The sequence below is a fragment of the Streptomyces sp. NBC_01410 genome (assembly GCF_045040195.1).
Lineage (GTDB): Bacteria > Actinomycetota > Actinomycetes > Streptomycetales > Streptomycetaceae > Streptomyces.
This window is the reverse complement of sequence record NZ_CP109530.1, coordinates 5,633,080-5,655,422: the sequence shown is the minus strand read 5'-3', so window position 1 is coordinate 5,655,422 and position 22,343 is coordinate 5,633,080. Positions and strand designations below refer to the sequence as shown.

Here is a 22,343-nt window from a genome sequence, read left to right as displayed (position 1 = left end):
CCTTCGTGACCCGTGTCACATCGCCGCTCACTCCACTATCTGGCGGCCCTCCGGCTGTGCGCTGCATGACGCGCGGAAGGCGCAGTGGGTGCAGTGCTGCCCGGCGGTCGGCGTGAAGCGCTCGTCGAGGACGCGGCCCGCGGCGGTGGCGAGCAGCTCACCGACCCACTCCCCCGCCAGCGGCTCCTGCGCCTGGACCTTGGGCAGGTCCTCACCGCCCTCCTTCTTCGCGGCGGCCTGTCGCAGCTGTACGAGCTCGGCGCCGCCAGGCTCGGGGCGGCGGCCGCCGAAGGCCTCGTCGAGCGCGCCCTCACGCACGGCGAGCTGGTAGACGGCGAGTTGGGGGTGGCGGGCGACCTCGTCGCGGGTGGGGGTCTGCTTGCCGGTCTTGAAGTCGACGACGTACGCGCGTCCTTCGGCGTCCTGCTCGACGCGGTCCATGGAGCCCCGGATGCGCACCTCGTACGCACCGGCCTCCAGGGTGACGTCGAAGCCGTGCTCGGTGGCGGCGGGAGTGCGGCCGCCACGGTCCATGACGTGCCACCGAAGGAAGCGTTCGAGCGCCACGCGCGCGTGCTCCTTCTCCTGCTGCGACTTCCATGGGGCGTCGAAAACGAGCGCGTTCCAGACCGAGTCGAGGCGTTCCATGAGGACGGCGAGGTCGGCGGGGGTCTGTCCGGAGGCGACCTCGTCGGCCAGTACGTGCACGACATTGCCGAAGCCCTGGGCCGCGGTGGCCGGGGCGTCCGCCTTCACCTCGCGGCCCAGGAACCACTGCAGGGCACAGGTGTTGGCGAGCTGGTCCAGTGCGCTGCCGGACAGGGTGAGGGGCTCGTTCCGGTCGCGCAGGGGCAGCCGGCTGTGGGTCGGTTCGTACAGGCCCCACCAGCGGAAGGGGTGGGCTGCGGGCACGAGCGGCTGACCCTCGTCGTCGGTGAGCGCGGCGAGGCGGGCGAGGCGGCGGGCGGCGGCGTCGCGCAGCGCGGGACTCGCCTGCGGGTCCACCGTGGTGGCGCGCAGCTCGGCGACGAGTGCGGCAACGGCAAGAGGGCGGCGGGGGCGGCCGGTGATGTCCTTCGGCTCGACACCGAGTTCGGTGAGGAAACGGGAGGGCTGATCGCCGTCGTCGGCCGGTGCCTTGACGGCGGTGACGACGAGGCGTTCGCGGGCGCGGGTGGCCGCTACGTAGAAGAGCCTTCTCTCCTCGGCGAGGAGGGCGCCGGGGGTGAGCGGCTCGGCGAGGCCGTCGCGGCCGATGCGGTCGGCCTCCAGGAGTGAGCCGCGGCGGCGGAGGTCGGGCCACAGGCCCTCCTGTACGCCCGCCACGACGACAAGGCTCCATTCGAGGCCCTTGGAACGGTGGGCGGTCATCAGGCGTACGGCGTCGGAACGCACCTCTCTCTTGTAGAGCGTGTCGGCGGCGATGTCCTGGGCGTCGATCTCTTCGAGGAAGTTGAGGGCGCCGCGGCCGCCGGTGCGCTCTTCGGCGCGGGCGGCGGTGTCGAAGAGCGCGCAGACGGCGTCCAGATCGCGGTCGGCATTGCGGCCGGCCGCGCCGCCGCGGAGGGCCGCGCGTTCCAGGCGCTGCGGCCAGGGGGTGCCGGCCCACAGCTCCCACAGCGCCTCCTCGGCGGTGCCGCCGCCTTCGAGGAGCTCGCGCGCCTTGCGCAGGAGCGCGCCCAGCCGCTGGGCGCCGCGGGCGTACGCGGGGTCGTGGGCGACGAGACGCTCGGGCTCGGCGAGGGCGCGGGCGAGGAGTTCGTCGGAGGGCGGGGGGATTTTGTTCCCGCCGGCGCGCTCTTCGTCACGCAGCGCGCGGCCGAGGCGGCGGAGGTCGGCGGTGTCCATACCGCCGAGGGGCGAGGCGAGGAGGTCGAGGGCGGTCTCGGTACGGAGCCAGGGGGTGGCGGGGGCGGTCCCCTGGGCGGGGCTCCCGGGGTCGCCCGGCTTCGCGCCGGCTTCGCGGGGCGCCTCGGGTTCGGTCTCGCGCTGCTCGGCGCCGTCCGCGTCCGGGCGGGTCGCGCTCAGCCCGTCCACCGCCGACGTGTCCGTGCCCGACACCGCGACCGCCTCGATCGGCGAACCCGCAGTCGGAGCTGTCGGCGCGACGTCCGCGCCGACCCGTCCCATCACCGCCTCCGCCACCGCGCGCAACGCCGTCAGCAGTGGCGCGACCGCCGGTTCGTGGCGGAGAGGGACGTCGTCGCCGTCTATGTCCAGGGGGACGCCCGCCGATGTCAGGGCGCGGCGGACCGAGGGGATCGTGCGGCCGCCCGCGCGGACCAGTACCGCCATGTCACCCCATGGGACGCCCTCCTCCAGGTGGGCCCGGCGCAGGATGTCCGCGATGTTGTCGAGTTCCGTGGAGGCCGTCGGGTAGGTGTACGTCTCGATCCGGCCGCCCTCGCGGACGGCGCCCAGTTCCCGGTGCGCCCGGACCTTCTCCGACGGGAGGCGGGGCAGCGGCATCCTGCGCGTCAGCAGGCGGGTCGCGTCCAGCAGTTTCGATCCGCTGCGGCGGGACGTCGTCAGCACCGCCACGCCCGCCGGGCTGCCGTCCGCGTGCGGGAAGGCGTCCGGGAAGTCGAGGATGCCGTTCACGTCCGCGCCGCGGAAGGCGTAGATCGACTGGTCCGGGTCGCCGAAGGCGACCAGCGTGCGGCCCCTGCCGGCCAGCGCCTGGAGCAGCCGGACCTGGGCCGGGTCGGTGTCCTGGTACTCGTCCACGAACACCGCGTCGTAGGGGAACCCGTACGGCAGACGCTCCGCCAGCAGGACCGCCCGGTGTACAAGTTCCGCGTAGTCGAGCACCCCCTGCATGTCCAGAACATCCAGATATTCCGCGAGGAACGACGCGGCCGCCCCCCAGTCGGGGCGGCCGGTGCGGGCCGCGAAGCGGGCCAGGGAATCGGGTCCCAGCCCCAGTTCACGGCTCCGGGCGAGCACCGCGCGTACCTCGTCGGCGAAGCCGCGCGTGGTCAGACACGCGCGCAGCTCGTCGGGCCACTCGTTGCGCGCCAGCCCGTCCGCCTCCAGGTCGATCTGGCCCGCCAGGAGTTCACGTACGGCGACGTCCTGCTCGGGACCGGACAGCAGCCGCAGCGGTTCGGAGAAAAGATCGGCGTCCTGGTGCGCGCGGACCAGTGCGTAACAGAAGGAGTGGAAGGTCGTCGCCTGCGGCCCCTTCGTGCCGCCGAGCCGCAGCGCCATCCGGTCGCGCAGTTCCACCGCCGCCTTGCGGCTGAAGGTGAGCACCAGGATCCGTTCCGGATCCGCGCCCTTGGCCACGCGCGCGGCGACCGCCTCGACCAGCGTCGTGGTCTTGCCGGTGCCGGGACCTGCCAGAACCAGCAACGGACCGTGATCGTGGTCAACCACAGCGCGTTGCGTTGCGTCCAGGAGAGGGGGATCCACCGGGCCCGGCGGGGTACGCACCAGTCGGTACGCGCCGGGGGTCCCACGCCGTACCTGGTGCTGGTACGGCGTACGCCCGGTGGTGGAGGAGGAGCTCACGTGGATCGCCGGTCCTGGTGGGTGTGCTGGTGGTGATGGAGCGGTTCGCGCCGCGCGCTGACGACGCTACGCCAGCGCTTGGCGGGAACGCAGTGAGTCCGTCGCGTACCGCCTGTAGTCCCGGTACTCCGTACGGTCCTCCGATTCCCCGTGCCGCCCCCGATTGGCGGAAGCTGTCATATGTGAGCGCTGTCGTCGGCACCCTCGTCGCCGTCCCATCGCGCGCGCTTCATGTCGAGGCGCGGCACATGGCTGTCGGCGCTTCGTGCGGCCTCGCGCAGGGGCGTCCCCTCGCTGCGGTAGTGCGCCAGGGCGCTGAGCTCATGGCCGGGCAGCAGCGTGCCGTCCGAGCGGACGACGCGCCACCAGGGCACCCCGCCCCCGTACAGCGCCATGACCCGGCCGACCTGCCTCGGGCCGCCCTCTTCGAGCCATTCGGCAATGTCGCCGTAGGTCATCACGCGGCCGGGCGGGATGAGCTCGGCGACCTCGAGCACCCGCTCCGCGTACTCCCGCAGCTCTTCCATCCGGCCCATCCTGCCGCACGCCACCGACAACGCCCTGCGCCGCGGGCACCGCGCGGGCGGTCGGTTCCGGCGGGCAAAGGGGCGTATCTCGCGCACCTCCCGTCCCCGCGATGCACCCTGATGCCCCCCGCTGTCGTCCGGTCGTGCCACCATCATGCGGGCGGTGACTGGTGATACGAGATCAAGAAGAGACCGAGACGGCGAGGGAGCAGGGCGTGCAGCCTCCGAAGGTGGCAAGCACCCCTGAGGCCGAGTCGTACCCGGACGCGCCCGTTCCGCAGCCGGATACGAGCGACGAGGCGGCGGCCGGTGCCGCCTCCAGTGCCGGTGCCGGGAAAGCGTCCGACGCCGCCGCGGACAAGACCTCCTCGGACCAGACAGCCGCAGAGAAGGCAGCCGACAGGACGGCCGACGAGTCGCCGGACGCGGCCGAGGTGACCGACGTGGCCGGCGTCGACCGCGTCTCCGGGGACGAGCCGCTGCTGGCCGCCCGCGTCCACCGGCCCTCCGATCTGATGCGCCTGCTCATCGGCATCCTCGTCATCGCGATCGTCCTCGCCGTGGCCGCCTTCGCCCAGGCCACCACGACGGGCCTCGCACAGGACATCGACAAGGGCACCGACCAGGCCCCCGACCTGTTCGTCAAGATCGCCGGCCTGGTGTCCAGCATCGCCGTACTGCTCGTCCCGGTCGCCTTCGCCATCGAACGGCTGATCAAACGCGACGGTCTGCGGATCGCGGACGGCGTACTGGCCGCCGTGCTCGCGCACGGAGCCACTCTCGCCACCGACCTCTGGGTCGCCAGGGCCGCGCCCGGCACCCTCCAGGAAGCCCTGACACAGGCACAGACCGGCGGCGGGCTGACCGATCCCGTTCACGGATATCTCGCGCCCGTCATCGCCTACATGACGGCCGTCGGAATGTCCCGAAGACCGCGATGGCGGGTGGTCCTGTGGGTGGTGCTGCTGCTCGACGCCTTCGCGATGCTGGTCGCCGGGTACACCACACCGTTCTCGATCATCCTCACCATCCTGCTCGGCTGGACCGTGGCGTACGGAACGCTCTACGCCGTCGGCTCGCCGAACGTACGCCCCACGGGCCAGACCCTGCTGGCCGGTCTTCGCCATGTCGGTTTCCGCCCGGTCACCGCCATGCGGGCCGAGGACATCCCCGACAGCGCCGACCAGGGCGACCGCGGCCGCCGCTACCTGGTCACGCTGGAGGAGGGCTCGCCGCTCGATGTCACCGTCGTCGACCGCGAGCAGCAGGCCCAGGGCTTCTTCTACCGCGTGTGGCGGCGCCTCACGCTGCGCTCCATCACCACCCGCCGCTCCATCCAGTCGCTGCGCCAGGCGCTGGAGCAGGAGGCGCTGCTCGCGTACGCGGCGATCGCCGCCGGAGCCAACGCCCCGAAGCTGATCGCCACCTCCGAGCTCGGCCCGGACGCCGTGATGCTGGTCTACGAGCACCTGGGCGGCCGTTCCCTCGACTCCATGGACGACGACGAGGTCACCGACGACGTGGTGCGCGGGGCCTGGCGACAGGTGAAGGCGCTCCAGTCGAGGCGCATCGCGCACCGGCGGCTGACCGGCGACGCGATTCTGGTGGATCGTTCCGGCACGGTGATCCTCACGGATCTGCGCGGCGGCGAGATCGCGGCGAGCGACGTGGTGCTGCGCATGGACATCGCGCAGCTGCTCACCACCACCGGCCTGCGCATCGGCGCCGAGCGTGCGGTGGCCACCGCGGTCGAGGTGCTCGGCCCGGACCAGGTCGCCGACTGCCTGCCGCTGCTCCAGCCCATCGCGCTCAGCCGCTCGACCCGGGCGACGCTGCGCAGGCTCGCGCGTGAGCGGTCCCAGCGGGAGCGGGAGGCCGTCCTCGAGGCGTCGGCCGCCGCCAAGCGGGCCCGTACGGAAGAGGCGCACGCCGACCCCAAAGTCGTACGCAAGACGGAACGCGCCGAGAAGCAGGCCGACAAGAAGGCCATGGACGAGGCCATGGACGAGGCGCGCGAGGAGGATCTGCTCTCCCAGATCCGCGCCCAGATGCTGCTGATCAGGCCGCAGGCGCCGGTCGAACCGGTCCGTCTGGAACGGATCAGGCCGCGCACGCTCGTCAGCTTCATCGCGGGCGCGGTCGCCGCGTACTTCCTGCTCTCACAGCTCGCGGGCATCGACTTCGGCACGGTCTTCGGCCAGGCCCACTGGGGCTGGGTGGCGGCCGCTGTCGCCTTCTCCGCGCTCAGCTACTTCGCCGCGGCGATGAGCCTGCTGGGCTTCGTGCCCGAGCGGGTGGGATTCCTGCGGACCGTCGTCGCCCAGGTCGCCGGATCCTTCGTCAAGATCGTCGCCCCGGCGGCGGTCGGCGGTGTCGCGCTGAACACCCGCTTCCTGCAGCGCTCGGGAGTGCGCCCCGGGCTCGCTGTGGCCAGTGTCGGCGCCTCCCAGCTCTTCGGGCTCGGCGCGCACGTCATGCTGCTGCTCGCCTTCGGCTATCTGACCGGTACGGAGCGGACGGCGTCGTTCACCCCGTCCAGGACCGTGATCGCGGGGCTGCTGACGGTCGCGGTGCTGGTGCTGGTGGTGACCGCGATCCCGTTCCTGCGGAAGTTCGTCTCGACGCGGCTGCGTTCGCTGTTCGCCGGGGTCGTGCCGCGCATGCTCGACGTACTGCAGCGGCCGATGAAGCTGATCACCGGCATCGGCGGGATGCTCCTGCTGACCGGTCTCTTCGTGATGTGTCTGGACGCGTCGATCCGTGCCTTCGACAACGGCAACCAGCCGCTGAGCTACGCCAGCATCGCCGTGGTGTTCCTCGCGGGCAACGCGCTGGGGTCGGCGGCGCCGACGCCGGGCGGTGTGGGTGCGGTGGAGGGTGCGCTGACCTTCGGTCTGATCGTGGCGGGGGTGCCGAAGGAGGTGGCGGCGCCGGCGGTGCTGCTGTACCGGATGATGACGCTGTGGCTGCCGGTGCTGCCGGGGTGGTTCGCGTTCAACCACCTGACGCGCAAGGGCGCGCTGTAGGCGATGCCGGGGGGGGTGTTCCCGCCCCACCCTTGACGAACCACCCGCATGGACCGTCGTCGCGGGCGCAGCCCGCACCCGCGGCGCACGATGGGAGCATGGCCCGTTCCTCCGTCGTCCGCGCCGCCGCCACCAGCGCCTGTGCCGCCGTGCTGCTGGCCGCAGCCGGCTGTTCCGACGACGGCGGCAAGGGCAAGGAGACCGACCAGGAGCGGGCGAAGGAGCTCGCCTCCCAGAAGCTGGACTGGCAGGCGTGCCCGGCCCCCTCGGACGCGGAGGGCGGCGGCACCGCGCCGTCGCCGCTGCCCGGCGGCACGGTCTGGGAGTGCGCCTTCATGGACGCCCCGCTCGACTACGCCAAGCCGGGCGGCGACACCATCGAGCTCGCCCTCATACGCGCCAGGGCCCGCGACCAGTCCAAGCGCATCGGCTCCCTCATATTCAACTTCGGCGGACCCGGAGGCTCCGGGGTCGCCGGTCTGCCGCCCGCCGCAGCGGACTACGCAGCCCTGCACACCCGTTACGACCTGGTGAGCTTCGACCCGCGCGGGGTCGGCCGCAGCGCCGCGGTGGAGTGCAAGGACGACAAGCAGCTCGACGCGTACTACCAGCAGGATTCGACGCCCGACGACACCACCGAGGAGAAGACCTTCGCCGAAGGTCTGAAGTCCTTCGCAGCGGCCTGCGAGAAGAAATCCGGGGACCAACTGCCCTACGTCGGAACCGTCAACGCCGCCCGCGACCTGGACCTGATGCGCCAAGTCCTCGGCGACGACAAGCTCTACTACTTCGGCATTTCGTACGGCACCGAACTGGGCGGCGTCTACGCCCACTTGTATCCCACCAAGGTCGGCCGGGCGGTCTTCGACGCTGTCGTGGACCCCACCAAGAACTCCGAAGAGGGCTCCCTTGGCCAGGCGAAGGGCTTCCAGCTGGCCCTCGACAACTTCGCCCAGGACTGCGTGAACCGCGGCGACAAGTGCCTGCTGCCCGGCTCCACCGCGAAGGAGGTCGAGGCCTGGATCATCGCCCTCCTCGACGAGCTCGAGAAGAAGCCGATCCCCGCCAGCGGCGACCGGATGCTGACCCAGAGCCAGGCCACCAGCGGCATCGCGCAGGCCCTGTACTCCAAGGAGTACTGGCAGTACCTGGAGCAGGGTCTCGACGAGGCCGACGGCGGCAACGGCGGGCTGCTGCTCGCACTCGCCGACTCGCTGAACGGGCGCGGCGAGAACGGCCACTACAGCAATATCCAGGCGGCGAACGCGGCCATCAACTGCGTCGACTTCAAGGACCGATGGACCCTGGAACAGACGAAGGCGAAGCTCCCCGAGTTCCGCCGGGCGTCGCCCGTCTTCGGCGACTACCTCGGCTGGGGTCTGATGGGCTGCACCGAGTGGCCGCTGCCGGGCACCTGGGACACACCCGATGTGTCGGCCCCCGGCGCACCGCCCATCCTCGTCATCGGCAACACCGGGGATCCGGCGACCCCTTACGAGGGGGCGAAGGCGATGGCCGACGCCCTCGGCAAGGGGGTCGGCATCGAGCTCACCTACCGGGGTCAGGGACACGGCGCGTACAACGGCGGCAGCGCGTGCGTGCAGCGGGCGGTGAACTCGTACCTCCTGGAGGGCAAGGTGCCTGCCTCGGGCACGGTGTGTCAGTAGCCCCACCTAGGATGTCGAAACAATCTTCGAAGCGCGGGGGCACGTATGACGATTCGGGTACGGGCGGGGGCCCTGGCCGTGAGCGCGCTGCTGGTGGCAGGTCTGGCCGTCGGCTGTGACAGCGGTCAGGACAAGGCGGGTGACGACGGCAAGAACGCGGCCGCGCCCTCCGCCTCGCAGAACTCCCCGGGCAAGGCGGCTCCGAGCGAGCCGGTTCTGCCCGCCGCGCTCACCGGTCAGAAGCTCGACTGGAAGCGCTGCGAGGCGCCCGTGAAGGCCGCGGGCAGCAATGCGAAGAGACCGGGCGGACAGTGGCAGTGTGCCCGGCTCAAAGCCCCTCTCGACTACAGCAAGCCCACGGGCGAGACGATAGGGATCGCCCTGATCCGCTCGAAGGCCGAGGACGGGTCCAAGCGGATCGGTTCGCTCCTGTTCAACTTCGGCGGTCCCGGCGGCTCGGGTGTCGGCGCGCTGCCCGGCGCGGCCGGTCAGTTCAAGACGCTGCACAGCCGCTACGACCTGGTCAGCTTCGATCCGCGCGGTGTCGCCGAGAGCGCCGAGGTGACCTGCCGGGGTGACAAGGAGATCGAGGCCGCGCACCGGCTGGACTTCACCCCCGACACCCCGGCGGAGGAGAAGGCGTACATCGACGACTCCGTGGCCTTCGGCGCCGGCTGTGCCAAGAAGTCCGGCCGGGTGCTGCCGCATGTCGGCACCACCAACGCCGCCCGCGACATGGATCTGATACGCCAGGTCCTCGGCGACGCCAAGCTGCACTACCTCGGCTTCTCCTACGGCACCGAACTGGGCGGCGTCTATGCCCACTTGTTCCCCAGGAACGTCGGACGCCTCGTTCTGGACGCCGTGGTCGATCCCACCGCCGGCTACGCCGGACACTCGCGCGGCCAGGCGCTGGGCTTCCAACGCGCCCTGGATAACTACTTCAAGAGCCGGGACATCAGCGCCAAGGACGGCACCGAACGGGTCGTGAAGCTCCTCGACAGGCTGGACCGCAAGCCGCTGCCCACCGACGAGGGGCGCACGCTCACCCAGAGCCTGGCGCTCACGGGGATCGTCCTTCCGCTGTACTCGAAGGACAGCTGGCCCTACCTCACCCAGGCGCTGGACGAGGCGGAGCACGGCGACGGCACGCGTCTGCTGATCATGGCGGAGGCGTACTACAGCCGTGACCGGACGGGCCACTACAGCACCCAGGACCACTCCCAGCGCGCCATATCCTGCGCGGACACCAAGGGCCGGGTGACGGCCGCCGAGGTCAGGTCCCGCCATCTCGCCGAGTTCATTAAGGTGTCGCCGGTCTTCGGCCCCTATCTGGCCTGGGACCTGGCGGGCTGGTGCGCCGACTGGCCTGTCCCCGGCGAGTCCGACACGCCCGACGTCGCCGCCGCGGGCGCGGCGCCGATCCTGGTCGTCGGCACCACCGGCGATCCGGCGACTCCGTACGAGGGCGCGAAGAAGATGGCGGACGAGCTCGGTGCGGGCGTCGGAGTGCTGCTCACCAACAAGGGCGAGGGCCATGGTGCCTACGGAAACGGGGCCTGCGTGACGGAGACGGTGGACGCGTATCTGCTGGACGGCAAGGTCCCGGCGAACGGCAAGACCTGCTCGTAGCGGCGCACGCAAAGGCCCCGGACCAGCGCTGCGGTCCGGGGCCCTGCACACATCCGCGTCAGTAGATCGGCTTGTCCGGCTCGATCTGGTTGACCCAGCCGATCACGCCGCCGCCGACATGCACCGCGTCCGCGAAGCCCGCGGACTTGAGCACGGCGAGGACTTCCGCACTGCGGACACCCGTCTTGCAGTGCAGGACGATGCGCCTGTCCTGAGGCAGGTCCTGCAGAGCGGTGCCCATCAGGAACTCGTTCTTCGGGATCAGCCTGGCGCCGGGGATCGAGACGATCTCGTACTCGTTGATCTCACGGACATCGATGATGTCGATGCTCTCGCCGTCGTCGATCCACTCCTTGAGCTGCTTGGGAGTGATCGTCGAACCGGCCGCCGCCTCCTGGGCCTCTTCGGACACGACGCCGCAGAAGGCCTCGTAGTCGATGAGCTCGGTGACGGTGGGGTTCTCGCCGCAGACCGCGCAGTCCGGGTCCTTGCGGACCTTGACCTGGCGGTATTGCATCTCCAGGGCGTCGTAGATCATCAGTCGGCCGACCAGCGGCTCACCGATGCCCGCGAGCAGCTTGATGGCCTCGTTGACCTGGATGGAGCCGATGGACGCGCAGAGCACGCCCAGCACGCCGCCCTCGGCGCAGCTGGGGACCATGCCCGGCGGCGGGGGCTCGGGGTAGAGGCAGCGGTAGCAGGGACCGTGCTCGGACCAGAAGACGGAGGCCTGTCCGTCGAAGCGGTAGATCGAGCCCCAGACGTACGGCTTGTTCAGGAGCACGCACGCGTCGTTGACCAGGTAGCGCGTCGCGAAGTTGTCCGTGCCGTCGACGATCAGGTCGTACTGGCTGAAGATGTCCATCACGTTCTCGGCCTCGAGCCGCTCTTCGTGCAGGACCACGTTCACATACGGGTTGATGCCGAGCACCGAGTCCTTGGCGGACTGGGCCTTGGAGCGGCCGATGTCGGCCTGGCTGTGGATGATCTGGCGCTGCAGGTTCGACTCGTCGACCTCGTCGAACTCCACGATGCCGAGCGTGCCGACGCCGGCGGCGGCGAGGTACATCAGGGCCGGCGAACCCAGGCCGCCCGCGCCCACACACAGCACCTTGGCGTTCTTCAGCCGCTTCTGCCCGTCCATCCCGACATCGGGGATGATCAGGTGGCGGGAGTACCTGCGGACCTCGTCGACGGTGAGCTCAGCAGCTGGCTCGACCAGGGGTGGCAGCGACACGGGGACTCCGTTGCGTCGATAAGTCAGTACGGTTGTTCTCCCCGTAACACTGCCACGGCCCTCCTCATTCCGAGACACCCGGTCCGATCCGCGAGACGATTTCGTCCCAGTAGCCGGGCAGTGCCTCGAATGGACTGTTTTGCCCCCACTGGTCCGTGCGATCGGTGAAGAAGATCGTCCCGGCACCCTGCCAGCGGGCGATTCGGGTGGCCTCCTCCAGGTGGGTGCGCGGCACCCCGTGCACGAAGTGCACAAAGCGCTCCGGCGGATGGTCCGCCGTCCACTCCGCCACCTGTGACCAGCGGTAATCCGTCCATGGCCCGGAGAAGGTGACCAGCTGGTCGGCGACCTCCGCGTAGCCCGGATACGGATGCGAGCCGTGCCCGAGGACGACATGGCCGCCGTCGAGTACGGCCTCCAGCGTCGCCGTCGTGCGCCGCACCTCCTGCAGATCGGCGCGGTCCGTGGGGCAGCGGTCCAGCAGGAAGCCGTCGACCCGGTACCACTCGAGGTAGAGGTGCGCCTCGGAGACGAGATGGCCGAAGGATCGCGAGCCGTGGGCCATGTCGAGATGGCCCAGAACTCGCACGCCCGCATTGCGCAGCTTGCCCGCGGCCTCCAGGCAGTGCGGGTCGGGGCGTGCCCCAGGACCGCCGTCGACATTGAGGACGACCCAGTGCAGGGGCGTTCCCGGGCGGGTCAGTTCGGCCCATTCGACCGGGGCGAGCAGCGGGTGGGCATAGCCGGGGATGCCGAAGCCGAGTCTCTCCGCGCCGGTCGCGGAGAGCTTGGTGCCCGTGGTGGTCAGATGCGGCATGCCGCCTCCATCCAGATGTCGGCGAGGGACTCTTCGAGGTTGATGCGGGGGCGCCAGCCGAGGCGGTCGCGGGCAGTGCGCACATCCGCCTGCTGCCAGCTGCCGCAGCCGTCGGGGTAGGGGGCCGGGTTCGCGGACAGCTGCTCCAGCACGGATTCGGAGCGGGGGGCTCCGATGGAGGGGCGGCCGGGGCTCGCGTCGAGTTCGTGCAGCGCGCCCGCGTAGCCCGCGACCCGGGCCAGGACGGCGGCCGCGTCGCGCAGTCGTACGGCACGTCCCGTACCGATGTTGACGACGCCCTGCGCGGCGGAGAGCGAGGCGGCGTGCACGGCGCGCGCCACGTCCCGTACGTCGACGAAGTCGCGCTGCACGCCGAGCCCGCTGAGCTTCAGCTCACCGTCGCCGGACTGCATCGCGCGGCGCATCGCCTCGGCGAGACGGCCGAGCGGTGAACCGGCCGGGGTGCCGGGGCCGACGGGTGAGAAGACCCGCAGCACGACGGCGTCCAGGCCCGCGCCGAGTACCAGCTCGGTGGCGGCGAGCTTGCTGACGCCGTACGGGCCGCCCGGGCGCGGAATCGCATCCTCCGCGGTCGACGAACCCTGCTGGGACGGACCGTACTCGGAGGCGCAGCCGACCTGGACAAGCCGGGCGCCACAGCCGCTGCGGCGCAGGGCCTCGCAGACGGTGGCGACGGCGACGGTGTTGTGCCGGGTCAGCTCGCGGGCGCCGCCGCGGGTGGCGCCGGCGCAGTTGATGACGACACCCGGGTGGACTGCGCCCAGGAAGCGGGTGAGCGCGCCCGGGCTGCCTCCGGCGAGGTCGAAGCGTACGTCGGCGTCGTCACCGCGCCCGAGGGCGGTCAGGTGCACGGCGGGGTCGGCGAGCAGCCGGTCGGCGACGAAGCGGCCGAGGAATCCATTGGCACCGAGCAGGAGCACCCTCATCGCGCGGCCCCTGTGTGCCGACGGGCCTCTGTTGGGGGTTGGGGGGTCATGTCGCTTTCTCCTTAGGGGTGTTGCTGTCGGTGCGGAAGGGGTGCCGGATCCCGTGGCGACACGGGTGCCGGATGCGCCCGCGATGTCGGCTCCGCGGGGGTCAGACGGTGTGCGCCGAGGCCCGGGACAGGGCCGCGGTGGCATGGGCCAGCAGGCCGAGCGCCGCGGCCGAGCAGGCGATGGCAGGTAAGGCACCGGCGCCCCAGGCTCCGACGGCCGCCTCGACGGGACTCGCCAGGACCTCGAAGCCGGGCAGGCGTCCGGCCAGCAGGAGGGCGGGGAAGAGGACCTCGGCACCGCAGGCGACGGCGAGTCCCGCGGACGCGGACGCCGGGTAGCCGTGGACGATCAGCAGCCTGGCCAGGAAGAGCAGGGCGCCGAGGGCCACGGCGGGGACGAGGGCCTGATGGGGAAATACCAGGCCGGCCAGGACGAGGAGCGCGCCGAGGGATGCGACGTACAGGGCGACGATTCCCAGCAACAGCGGACGCATCCCGGACGCGAACTCCTCCAGGCCCCGGCTGCCGTCCAGCCTGCGCCGTGCCTGTACGGAGAAGAGGCGGGCGCACCCGGCCGCGGGGGCGACGGCGAGGGCGAGCCCGACGAGTGGGGCGGCGCTCAGGGGCAGTGGGCCGTCCGGGCCCCCGGCGACGATCTCGTCGAGGAGGCCTTCTCCGTACGCCGCGTACGCCAGCAGCCAGAGCGTCCACAGGCGTACGGCGGGGACCGTGCGCCCCTCGGCGCGCAGGGGACCGCGCCGCAGACACAGCGTGAGTGCGACGGCGACGCCGATCGCACCCGCGGCCGCGACGGCGATCGGGGCACCGCCGTCCATCGCCTCCGTGAGGGCGACGGCGAGGGCGCAGACGGCGCCTGGCAGGAGCGTGAGAAGTGCGCGCCCGGCGGCTCGGGGGCGGCGTCCGGCGCGCGCCTGGGCCGCGCGCGCCGGACGGCCGGCCCCTTCCGCCGACTCCGCTCCCCGCGGCACGCGGGCGTACAGCTCCTCGGCGAGCGAGAAGACGTCCCGGTGACGGAAGCGGGCGGCGGTCCGGTCGGTGATGCCGTGGGCTTCGAGACCCGCGGCGATCTCCAGGGGGTCGACGGCGCGCTCGCACAGCTCCCGGTGGCGGTGCATCAGCGCCTTGACAGGGTCGGCAGGGCCGCGCCGGGGGGCCGGGGGCCTGCGTGTCTTCGCCGGCTCGTCATCCCGGACGTCGGCGAGGTGGGCGTCGCCACGGCTGTCCCTCGCGTCGCCGCCGGCGAGCGGCCAGGCCCCGTCGAGAGCGGAGGGCTCCTTGGAGAGCCGGTCGGAGGGTCCGCTGCCGGTGCCTTCGGTGGTCCCGGTGGTCCGTGAGCTGCCGGACTCTCCGGCGCTCGGATCGGGGCCGACGGCACATGGAGCGCTTTCGGCGCCCCAGGCGTGCGCGGTGCGAAGGAGGCTCACGTGCTCTTCCGCACCCCGGGTGCTCACGTGGTCTTCCGCATCCAGAGCGTCCGACGCGCCCCCCGCGCTCTCAGTGATCCGCGACGTATTCATGCGCGCGCCTCCTTCGGGGTCACGGCCGCGCCGACCAGGCCGCCGCCGACCGGGTCCTGTCTGTCCGCCCAGCGCGGGGTGCGGCCGCTGGACGCGGCGCCGCCGCCCGTCCAGTGGCCCGGGACATGCGCCTCGGCGGGATGGGCGAAGGGCAGCGGCTCGCCGTCCTCGTCGACGGCTTCTCGCTTCACCGGGGAGTGCGAGATCAGCTCCAGGTAAATGCCGCGAAATGCCGTCAGGTTCTGCTCGATCGTGAACAGTTCGAGTGCGCGGGCGCGTGCGGCGGCGCCCAGCCGTTCCCGGCGCTCCGGGTCGCGCAGCAGCGCGAGGCAGGCGTCCGCGAGCGCCCGCGGGTTGCGCGGGGGCACGACCAGGCCCGTACCGCCGATGACTTCGACGACCGCGCCGACGTCCGTCGACACCGTCGCGCGGGCGCAGAACATCGCCTCGACAAGGCTGATCGGGAAGCCCTCGACGACGCTGGACAGGACGACCACGCCGCCGGACGCGTAGGCGTCGGCGAGTTCGGGGGCCTCGGGCCCGCCGATCTCCTCGAACGAGACGGGGTTGTCGCCCACGGCGTGCGCGTCGGCGGCCTCGTCGGGGAAGAGCTGGGCGGCCAGCGCCTTGCAGTGGGCGAGATACGTCGCGGCCTCGGGCCCGTGCACCGGCGCCCCGAACATCCGCAGCCGCGCCTGCGGCTCCTCCTTGCGCACCTCGGCGAAGGCGTGGAGCAGCGCGATGAGGTCCTTGGCGGGCTCGAACCTGCCGACCCACACCAGGGTGTGCCCGTCTCCGCTGTCGTCGCCGTCGCCGACCGCGGCGAACCGATCCGCCTCCATGCCCGGGTAGACGGTCCGCAGCTTGGCGCGATCGGCGCCGCACTTCTCCTGCCAGCGCCGGGCGTGCGTGTTGCCGGGGGTGATGACGGAAGCCTGGGCATACACCTCGGCCGCCAGTCGGCCCTGGAAGGCGGCGAGCAGCGCGCGTACCGGTGCGGTCAGCTCGCCCTCGCTCGCGGCCAGATAGTGCGCGCGCAGCTGAACGCCGTACTCCGTGACCAGCAGCGGAACCCCGAAGAAGCGTTTGGCCAGCAGGCCGGAGAGCGCTGCGGAGCCGCCGGACGCGGCATGGCAGAGATCGACGGCTCCGAGCCCGTCGTCGCCGTACCAGTCGAGCGAGAGCGGGCGCAGGGCGCGCTCCAGCTGGTCGGCGAAGGCGAGGTAGTCGGGGACGGTGGCGGCGTGCACGGTGCGGCGCGCGCCGGGGGCGCGGCAGGCGGATTCGAGGGCGCGCACGGCCAGTTCGGAGCGGAGCGCGGCGTAGAGGCCGCCCCGTTCGCGGGCGAGTTCGGCGAGGCCGTAGAGGCCGTCCGCGAAGCCTTCGCCCGGTCCGCAGACGGCGGCGGCGAGTTCCGTGAAGTGGCCGACGAAGCGCCGTCGTTCGCGTCTGCCGTATGTGTGCCCGTCGTCCTCGGGCGCCCAGAGCGGGGCGGTGCGCACGCGCTGCACCTGCGCCGGGAGCTGGATCCAGCCGTGGTCTTCCTGCTGTGCGCTGCGGCTCAGCGCGTAGATGTCGAACTCGTGCTGCGCCAGCCCGCGCACAAGCCTGTCGCACCACAGCCTGGATTCACCCGTCGCATACGGATAACCACCGTCCGTAAGCAGTCCGATCCGCACGAGCACACCCCCGATCTCCCTTGTGGGCGGCCGCCGTTGGTCCGGCGACTCGCAGCGTGACGACGTTAAGCCGGTACGACGGTGGCGCGACGGACGGTTGTCCATCGCGCCACCGGAAGGGGTGAATGCACGTAACTTTCGCGTGCCGGTTGCGTTCTGTCGCGCTACGGTGCGGTTTCAGTGATCAACTCAGCCGCCTCTGCCGACGCGCAGGGCGCGGGGGCTGAGACACCGGTCCCGCACGGCGGACTCAACTGCCGGGGTACACCCAGGGGTTGGGTCTGCACTTGATGCCGTCGATGTCGAGGGACTTGGTCTGCTGCTGCATCACCGGCGCGAGCGCTCCCGGCGTACGGCAGGTCACATGCCCGTGTCCGAGCCGGTGCCCGACCTCGTGGTTGATGAGCATCTGACGGTACGTGAGCATCGCCTGGGGGCCGTACGTCTCGGAGCCCTGGGCCCAGCGGTACGCGTTGATCATCACGCGGTCTGTCGACGCGGAATCGCAGGAGACATTGTCGGCGCTGGTGTCCAGACCGGATTTGGCGCACCAGTCGTCCGTGGTGCCGGGACTGGCGAGCGTGATGACGAATTCGGGATCGCCGGAAGATATCCGCTCGAAGGTCATCGCGCCGCCGTGCGCCCAGCTGCGGTCGTCGTTCAGGGTTTCCTGGACGGCCTTGGCGAAGAGCGCTCCGTCGAGTCCGAGGCCCCGTTCGACATCCACCCGGTAGCGGATCTTGCGGCCCTTGCCGGGCGCCTTGTCGAAGCCGGGGACGGCCTCGAACTTTCCGCTCGCCTTCAGCTTGGGGGCGAGCGCGAACTGTGAGGCCATCAGCTGCCGGTACGAGGGCGGGGCCGCGGGAGCAGCGGCTCCGCCCTTCTGCGGGGCCTGCCGGTTCTGGGAACGGGAGGCCGGGCTCTCGGCGCCACCGCGGTCCTGGCCCGCGGACTGGGCGCTGGAGTGGCCGTGATTGTCGGCTGCCACCTGGCCGGCCACGACGACCGCGAGCACGGTGGTCACCGCGGCGGCGGCGATCCCGGTGAAGGTGCGCCCCTTGCCGCCCTTGGCGGGCCGCTCCTCGGGCACGCCGTCCTCGCCCGCGCCGTCCATGTACGCGTCGAAGGCTGGGTCTGGCTCGACGTCCCAGGTGGTGGTGGAGGAGTACGGATCGTCCTGCGGCCCCCTGCCCTGCTGGGGCTGGTCGAAGGCCTCGACGAACTCCCGTCGCGGGCCCGGTATTCGCGCCCCGCCGGCCACCGTACGAGGTGGCGGTTGCGGCGTCTGCACCCGCTGCCCGCCCGGGGCACCCTGCCAGTTCTGGTACTGCTGCGGTACGCCCCAGCCACCGCCCGGCTCGCGCTGCTCGGGGTGTCCACCCCTGGCCGGCGGTATGCCGTAGCCGGAAGGCGTGTGCTGCTCGGCACCCGGCGCGGCGGGGCGGCCGAGCCGCCCGCCTGCCCGATCCGTCCCTATACCGGATTTACTGTCCGAATCGGAGCCCTTGGGTGCGGGGCCCTTGCGACTATGTCGTCCCACGCCCCGGATCAGCTCCCACCGCAGTCGTCGAGCAGCTCCCGGATGGCCAGGGCGACCGTTTCCGGGTACTCCATCATGGCGACGTGCCCCGCGTCCGGGAGTGTCAGCAGCCGGGAGTCCCGGAAAGCCGCCGCCGCTTTGCGCGCCATACGGTACGCGACGAGCTGGTCGCGTCCTCCGTACACCAGGAGCGTCGGCGCGAGCACCCGCTCCGCCTGCCGCCACAGTCCGTGCTGACCGCCCAGGGTGTACGCGTCGACGATCCCGCGCGCCGAGCGGGCCATGGCGTCCCAGAAGTACGGGAGCTGTATGCGCCGCTCCATCTCTTCCACAGCATTGCGCAGCGCCTCGTCGGTGACGCGCGTGGGGTCGCCGTAACACAGTTCGAGCACGCCTTTTGTGCGTTGCTCGGCCGACCAGTCCTTGGTGATCCTGGTGAAGAGCGAGACCACACCGGGCAGTGCCAGCAGCGCGGTGGGCACGGCCGAGCGCTGGACGCGCAGCTCGGGAAGGGCGGGCGAGATCAGGGTGAGCGTGCGCACCAGATCGGGTCTGACGGCAGCGACTCTGGTGGAGACCGCGCCGCCCAGCGAGTTGCCGATCAGATGCACGGGCCCGTGCCCCGCGGCGTCCAGAAAACGGATCACGGCCCGGGCGTGTCCCGTGAGCGAGTAGTTGCCGTCGTCCGGCGGCGGGGAGTCCCCGAAACCGGGCAGATCCAGCGCCTCTCCGTCCACGACATCCTCGAGCAGGTGCATCAGCGCGGACCAGTTGAGCGAGGAACCGCCCAGGCCGTGCACGTACAGCGCGTGCGTCAGCCCGGAGCGCGCCGGGGGACGCGATCTGACGTTGAGCGTCAGACCGGGCAGCGTTACGGAGCGAAGCTCCTCCCCCTCGGCGACCCGTACGGCCGCGACCTTGGGGGCCACGGCAGCGGTCGCGGCGCGGACTCCCGGCAGCTCGGTCGAAGACATGCGGCAATGTTACGAGACGATCACACCGTGGTTCGTGTGTTCGGCATCACACATCGCATAGCGCCGCGAATCAGTAGCTCCTACGCTCGTAGGAAAGGCGCTCTCCATGGAAAGCGGTGCCGCATGCCTGTCGATCCCACCGACCCGGAAACTTTCGAAGAAGACGACCAGGCCGCCGCTCTCGACGAGGAGGTCCCCGAGGCCGATGCGGCGGAACAGCTCAAGGACCTGCAATCCGAGCAGGACGACCAGGTCAGCCCCAATGGGCTGGACTCGGCGAACGTGGCCGACGCCGTGGAACAGGCCCGGGTGGTGGCTCTCGACGAGGACGACTACCGGTGACCTGCCCCTGATTGCCCCCGAGCAGGGAGCTACCGCGACTGTCCGGTCCGTGAAATTCTGCGCTCGCAGCACGCACAGCCGGGTTACCCAAAAGTACGATGGCGGCGCTGCGCACAGCGCGCACGGAACGATTTTGGGAGGCGGCGTGACAGCCATCGAGCAGACAGAGGCAGCGCGCCCACGGGGCACACGCCTGCCACGCCGAGCCCGCAGGAACCAGCTTCTGGGTGCTGCCCAGGAGGTTTTCGTGGCCCAGGGCTACCACTCGGCCGCCATGGACGACATCGCCGAACGGGCAGGCGTCAGCAAGCCGGTGCTCTACCAGCACTTCCCGGGCAAGCTCGAGCTCTATCTCGCGCTGCTCGACCAGCACTGCGAGTCGCTACTGCTCGCGGTCCGTACGGCGCTCGCGTCGACGACCGACAACAAGCTGCGCGTCGCCGCCACCATGGACGCCTATTTCGCGTACGTCGAGGACGAGGGTGGTGCCTTCCGGCTGGTCTTCGAGTCCGACCTGACCAACGAGCCCGCCGTGCGCGAGCGCGTGGACCGGGTCTCGCTCCAGTGCGCCGAGGCGATCTCGGACGTGATCGCCGAGGACACGGGCCTGTCCAAGGAGGAGTCCATGCTGCTGGCCGTGGGCCTCGGCGGGGTCTCGCAGGTGGTGGCCAGGTACTGGCTCTCCAGCGCTTCCGCCATTCCGCGCGATACGGCCGTACAGCTGCTGACCTCGCTTGCGTGGCGGGGCATCGCGGGCTTCCCGCTGCACGGCACCGACCAGCACCCAGGGCACGGCACCGACCAGCAGGGAGACTGACCGGCCGGTGTTCGCTCCTGGCGTTCACGGGGGACGCCTGCCGGGTCCGTTCGCCGGGCTAGTGTGTGCTGCGTACAGCGCGGCTGACCGCGCAACGCACTGACCGTTCGGAGGGACATAGCCGTGGAGGTCAAGATCGGCGTGCAGCACGCGCCCCGGGAGATCGTTCTGGAGAGCGGGCAGTCCGCCGAGGAGGTCGAGCGCGCGGTGGGCGACGCTCTGGCCGGCAAGGCGCAGCTGCTCAGCCTCTCGGACGACAAGGGCCGCAAGGTCCTGGTGCCGGCCGACCGGATCGCGTACGTCGAGATCGGCGAGCCGGCGGTACGGCGCGTTGGCTTCGGCGCGCTGTAGGGCGCCGAGACGTCACTGAAGCAGTACTACCGAAGCAGCACGAAGAGGGCCCGGCGGGAATTCCCGGCCGGGCCCTCTTCCGCTGCTCAGGGAGGGTTGTAGTCCACGAGGGCCGGGTAGTACGGGCTACGACCGATTTGCCCGCACCGGCATCCGTGAGGTGATCAGCAGTGCTGCTGGAAGCGCTCGGTTCAGTCCTGCTCGGACTCGCCCTCGCCTGGGCCGCTGTCCGGCAGCTGCCGGACCGTCTCCCGTCGCGCCGCGTGGTGCTCACCTCAGGTCCGCTCGGTGCCCTGTTCGGCGCGTATGTGACGCATGCGGCGCTCGGTCCGGGACACACTCTGGCGGTGCTGGCGGGCGCGGTGGCCGTCGGAGCCGTACTGCTCTCGCTGCTGATCAGGCCGTCGACGGGCCGGCTGCGCCGGGCGTTCCCTTTCTGAGGCCGCCCGAAGCGGCTTCCGCGAAGCCCGAGGAGCCGCGGAAGCCGCCGAAAGCTCCGGAGTCGACCGAGTCGCCCAAATCCCCGGAGTCCTCCGAGCCGAGTGAGCCACCCAGGCCGAGCGAGCCGCGCAAGCCGCCCGAGTCGACGGAAAGCTAGGCCGCCAGCCCCAGGGCCGCCATGCGCTTGGTGTGCGCCTCGGTGATCCGGGAGAACATCCGGCCCACCTCCGCGAGGTCGAAGCCGCCCGCCACACCGCCCACGAGCATCGTGGAGAGCGCGTCGCGGTCCGCCACCACCCGCTGCGCCTGCGAGAGCGCCTCGCCCATCAGCCTGCGCGCCCACAGCGCGAGGCGTCCGCCGACGCGCGGCTCGGCCTCGATGGCGGCGCGTACCTTCTCGACCGCGAAGTTGCCGTGGCCCGTGTCGTCGAGCACCGCGAGCACCAGCCCGCGGGTGTCGGTGTCCAGGCGGGCCGCGACCTCGCGGTAGAAGTCGCTGGCGATCGAGTCGCCGACGTACGCCTTGACCAGGCCCTCGAGCCAGTCGGACGGCGCGGTCTGGCGGTGGAAGTCGTCCAGGGCCTGGGCGAAGGGCTCCATCGCGGCGGTCGGCTCGGCGTCGATGGCGGTGAGCCGGTCGCGCAGCTGCTCGAAGTGGTGGAACTCCGCGGAGGCCATCTTCGCCAGCTCCGCCTTGTCGCCGAGCGTCGGTGCGAGCTTGGCGTCCTCGGCGAGCCGCTCGAAGGCCGCCAGCTCGCCGTACGCGAGCGCGCCCAGCAGATCCACGACGGCGGCGCGGTACTGGGGGTCGGCGGACGCCGTTGCCCAGTCCTGGGCGGCGATTCCGGTGGGTTCAGTGGCGTTGTCAGGCGTCTCCATGAAGCGCACAATAGCCCGCCCACCGTAGGGCGGAAGGGCCTGGTCAGCCTCGCCCGTAGTGAGGTTCCTACGAATTCGCCCAACACACATGCGCGATTCCGGGGTACAGTGGTAATGCGCCTGTCGAGCGTTCTAGTTACTCGACGGGCGATCGCATGTATGACTGGGGACTTGTTCCCCAGAGTCCCCTTGAGGATGCCCGGTCGGTGGCACGATCGGCTCCGAACCGACCGCCCTCCGCGCGGACCGTGCGCACAGTTGCGTACGACCGCAGATGAGGGGCCCCCTCAGCGGCATGACGCTCGAGCGACGGCAGTGGTCCCGCGCCATCCGGCCAACCCACGGCCGGCCCAGTACCCAGGTGCG

General features: G+C 71.3%; 17 protein-coding genes. 7 read left to right on the top strand and 10 right to left on the bottom strand.

The annotated features are described in order from the left end of the window. Window positions 1-27 precede the first annotated feature (27 nt). Together OG741_RS26185 and OG741_RS26180 are read right to left on the bottom strand one after the other, a co-directional pair. Entirely contained in the window at window positions 28-3,513 is a 3,486-nt protein-coding gene (locus tag OG741_RS26185; RefSeq protein WP_405601790.1) for an ATP-dependent helicase, read from the bottom strand. Window positions 3,514-3,689: 176 nt separating this feature from the next. Further along, complete coding sequence (locus OG741_RS26180) at window positions 3,690-4,040, bottom strand: MGMT family protein (RefSeq protein ID WP_405601788.1); 351 nt, start codon at window positions 4,038-4,040, stop codon at window positions 3,690-3,692. A 215-nt stretch (window positions 4,041-4,255) separates the two neighbouring features. On the opposite strand from OG741_RS26180, the gene OG741_RS26175 reads away from it, so the two are divergent. From OG741_RS26175 to OG741_RS26165, 3 genes are all read left to right on the top strand, one after another. Next, window positions 4,256-7,066: a lysylphosphatidylglycerol synthase domain-containing protein gene (locus OG741_RS26175; protein WP_405601787.1), complete on the top strand. Its 2,811-nt coding sequence runs from the start codon at window positions 4,256-4,258 to the stop codon at window positions 7,064-7,066. A gap of 98 nt (window positions 7,067-7,164) precedes the next feature. Further along, window positions 7,165-8,733, top strand: coding sequence for an alpha/beta hydrolase (locus tag OG741_RS26170; protein WP_405601785.1), 1,569 nt, complete (start codon window positions 7,165-7,167; stop codon window positions 8,731-8,733). Between the two features lie 45 nt (window positions 8,734-8,778). Further along, window positions 8,779-10,365 carry an alpha/beta fold hydrolase gene (locus tag OG741_RS26165; RefSeq protein WP_405601784.1) on the top strand — a complete coding sequence of 529 codons (1,587 nt, stop codon included), beginning with the start codon at window positions 8,779-8,781 and terminating at the stop codon, window positions 10,363-10,365. Window positions 10,366-10,423: 58 nt separating this feature from the next. Here OG741_RS26165 and moeZ read toward each other — a convergent pair whose 3' ends face one another. The 7 genes from moeZ to OG741_RS26130 form a co-directional block, all read right to left on the bottom strand. Beyond that, window positions 10,424-11,602, bottom strand: coding sequence for an adenylyltransferase/sulfurtransferase MoeZ (moeZ, locus tag OG741_RS26160; protein ID WP_361914778.1), 1,179 nt, complete (start codon window positions 11,600-11,602; stop codon window positions 10,424-10,426). A gap of 64 nt (window positions 11,603-11,666) precedes the next feature. After that, window positions 11,667-12,419 carry a spherulation-specific family 4 protein gene (locus OG741_RS26155; protein ID WP_405601782.1) on the bottom strand — a complete coding sequence of 251 codons (753 nt, stop codon included), beginning with the start codon at window positions 12,417-12,419 and terminating at the stop codon, window positions 11,667-11,669. Beyond that, window positions 12,407-13,366, bottom strand: coding sequence for an NAD-dependent epimerase/dehydratase family protein (locus tag OG741_RS26150; protein WP_405601779.1), 960 nt, complete (start codon window positions 13,364-13,366; stop codon window positions 12,407-12,409). The genes OG741_RS26155 and OG741_RS26150 overlap by 13 nt, the downstream gene beginning before the upstream one ends. A 151-nt stretch (window positions 13,367-13,517) precedes the next feature. Continuing rightward, window positions 13,518-14,861: a hypothetical protein gene (locus OG741_RS26145; RefSeq protein WP_405601776.1), complete on the bottom strand. Its 1,344-nt coding sequence runs from the start codon at window positions 14,859-14,861 to the stop codon at window positions 13,518-13,520. A gap of 89 nt (window positions 14,862-14,950) precedes the next feature. Continuing rightward, window positions 14,951-16,633, bottom strand: coding sequence for a DUF3492 domain-containing protein (locus OG741_RS26140; RefSeq protein WP_405605782.1), 1,683 nt, complete (start codon window positions 16,631-16,633; stop codon window positions 14,951-14,953). Window positions 16,634-16,883: 250 nt separating this feature from the next. Continuing rightward, window positions 16,884-18,173 (bottom strand): DUF3152 domain-containing protein, encoded by a 1,290-nt coding sequence (locus tag OG741_RS26135; protein WP_405601775.1) that lies wholly within the window; start codon window positions 18,171-18,173, stop codon window positions 16,884-16,886. Window positions 18,174-18,181: 8 nt separating this feature from the next. Continuing rightward, window positions 18,182-19,147: an alpha/beta fold hydrolase gene (locus OG741_RS26130; protein ID WP_405601774.1), complete on the bottom strand. Its 966-nt coding sequence runs from the start codon at window positions 19,145-19,147 to the stop codon at window positions 18,182-18,184. A gap of 123 nt (window positions 19,148-19,270) precedes the next feature. Here OG741_RS26130 and OG741_RS26125 point away from each other — a divergent pair, with 123 nt between their 5' ends. The 4 genes from OG741_RS26125 (at window position 19,271) to OG741_RS26110 (ending at window position 21,097) form a co-directional block, all read left to right on the top strand. Next, window positions 19,271-19,489: a hypothetical protein gene (locus OG741_RS26125; protein WP_266487163.1), complete on the top strand. Its 219-nt coding sequence runs from the start codon at window positions 19,271-19,273 to the stop codon at window positions 19,487-19,489. Window positions 19,490-19,634: 145 nt separating this feature from the next. Next, window positions 19,635-20,306, top strand: coding sequence for a TetR/AcrR family transcriptional regulator (locus OG741_RS26120; RefSeq protein WP_405601772.1), 672 nt, complete (start codon window positions 19,635-19,637; stop codon window positions 20,304-20,306). A gap of 123 nt (window positions 20,307-20,429) precedes the next feature. Next, window positions 20,430-20,657, top strand: a complete 228-nt coding sequence (locus OG741_RS26115; protein WP_142213842.1) for a DUF3107 domain-containing protein — start codon at window positions 20,430-20,432, stop codon at window positions 20,655-20,657. Window positions 20,658-20,827: 170 nt separating this feature from the next. Beyond that, window positions 20,828-21,097, top strand: coding sequence for a hypothetical protein (locus OG741_RS26110; protein ID WP_266487160.1), 270 nt, complete (start codon window positions 20,828-20,830; stop codon window positions 21,095-21,097). Between the two features lie 154 nt (window positions 21,098-21,251). On the opposite strand, the gene OG741_RS26105 is transcribed toward OG741_RS26110, so the two are convergent. Continuing rightward, on the bottom strand, window positions 21,252-21,977 hold the full coding sequence (locus OG741_RS26105; protein ID WP_266487158.1) for a ferritin-like fold-containing protein: 726 nt from the start codon (window positions 21,975-21,977) through the stop codon (window positions 21,252-21,254). Window positions 21,978-22,343 lie beyond the last annotated feature (366 nt).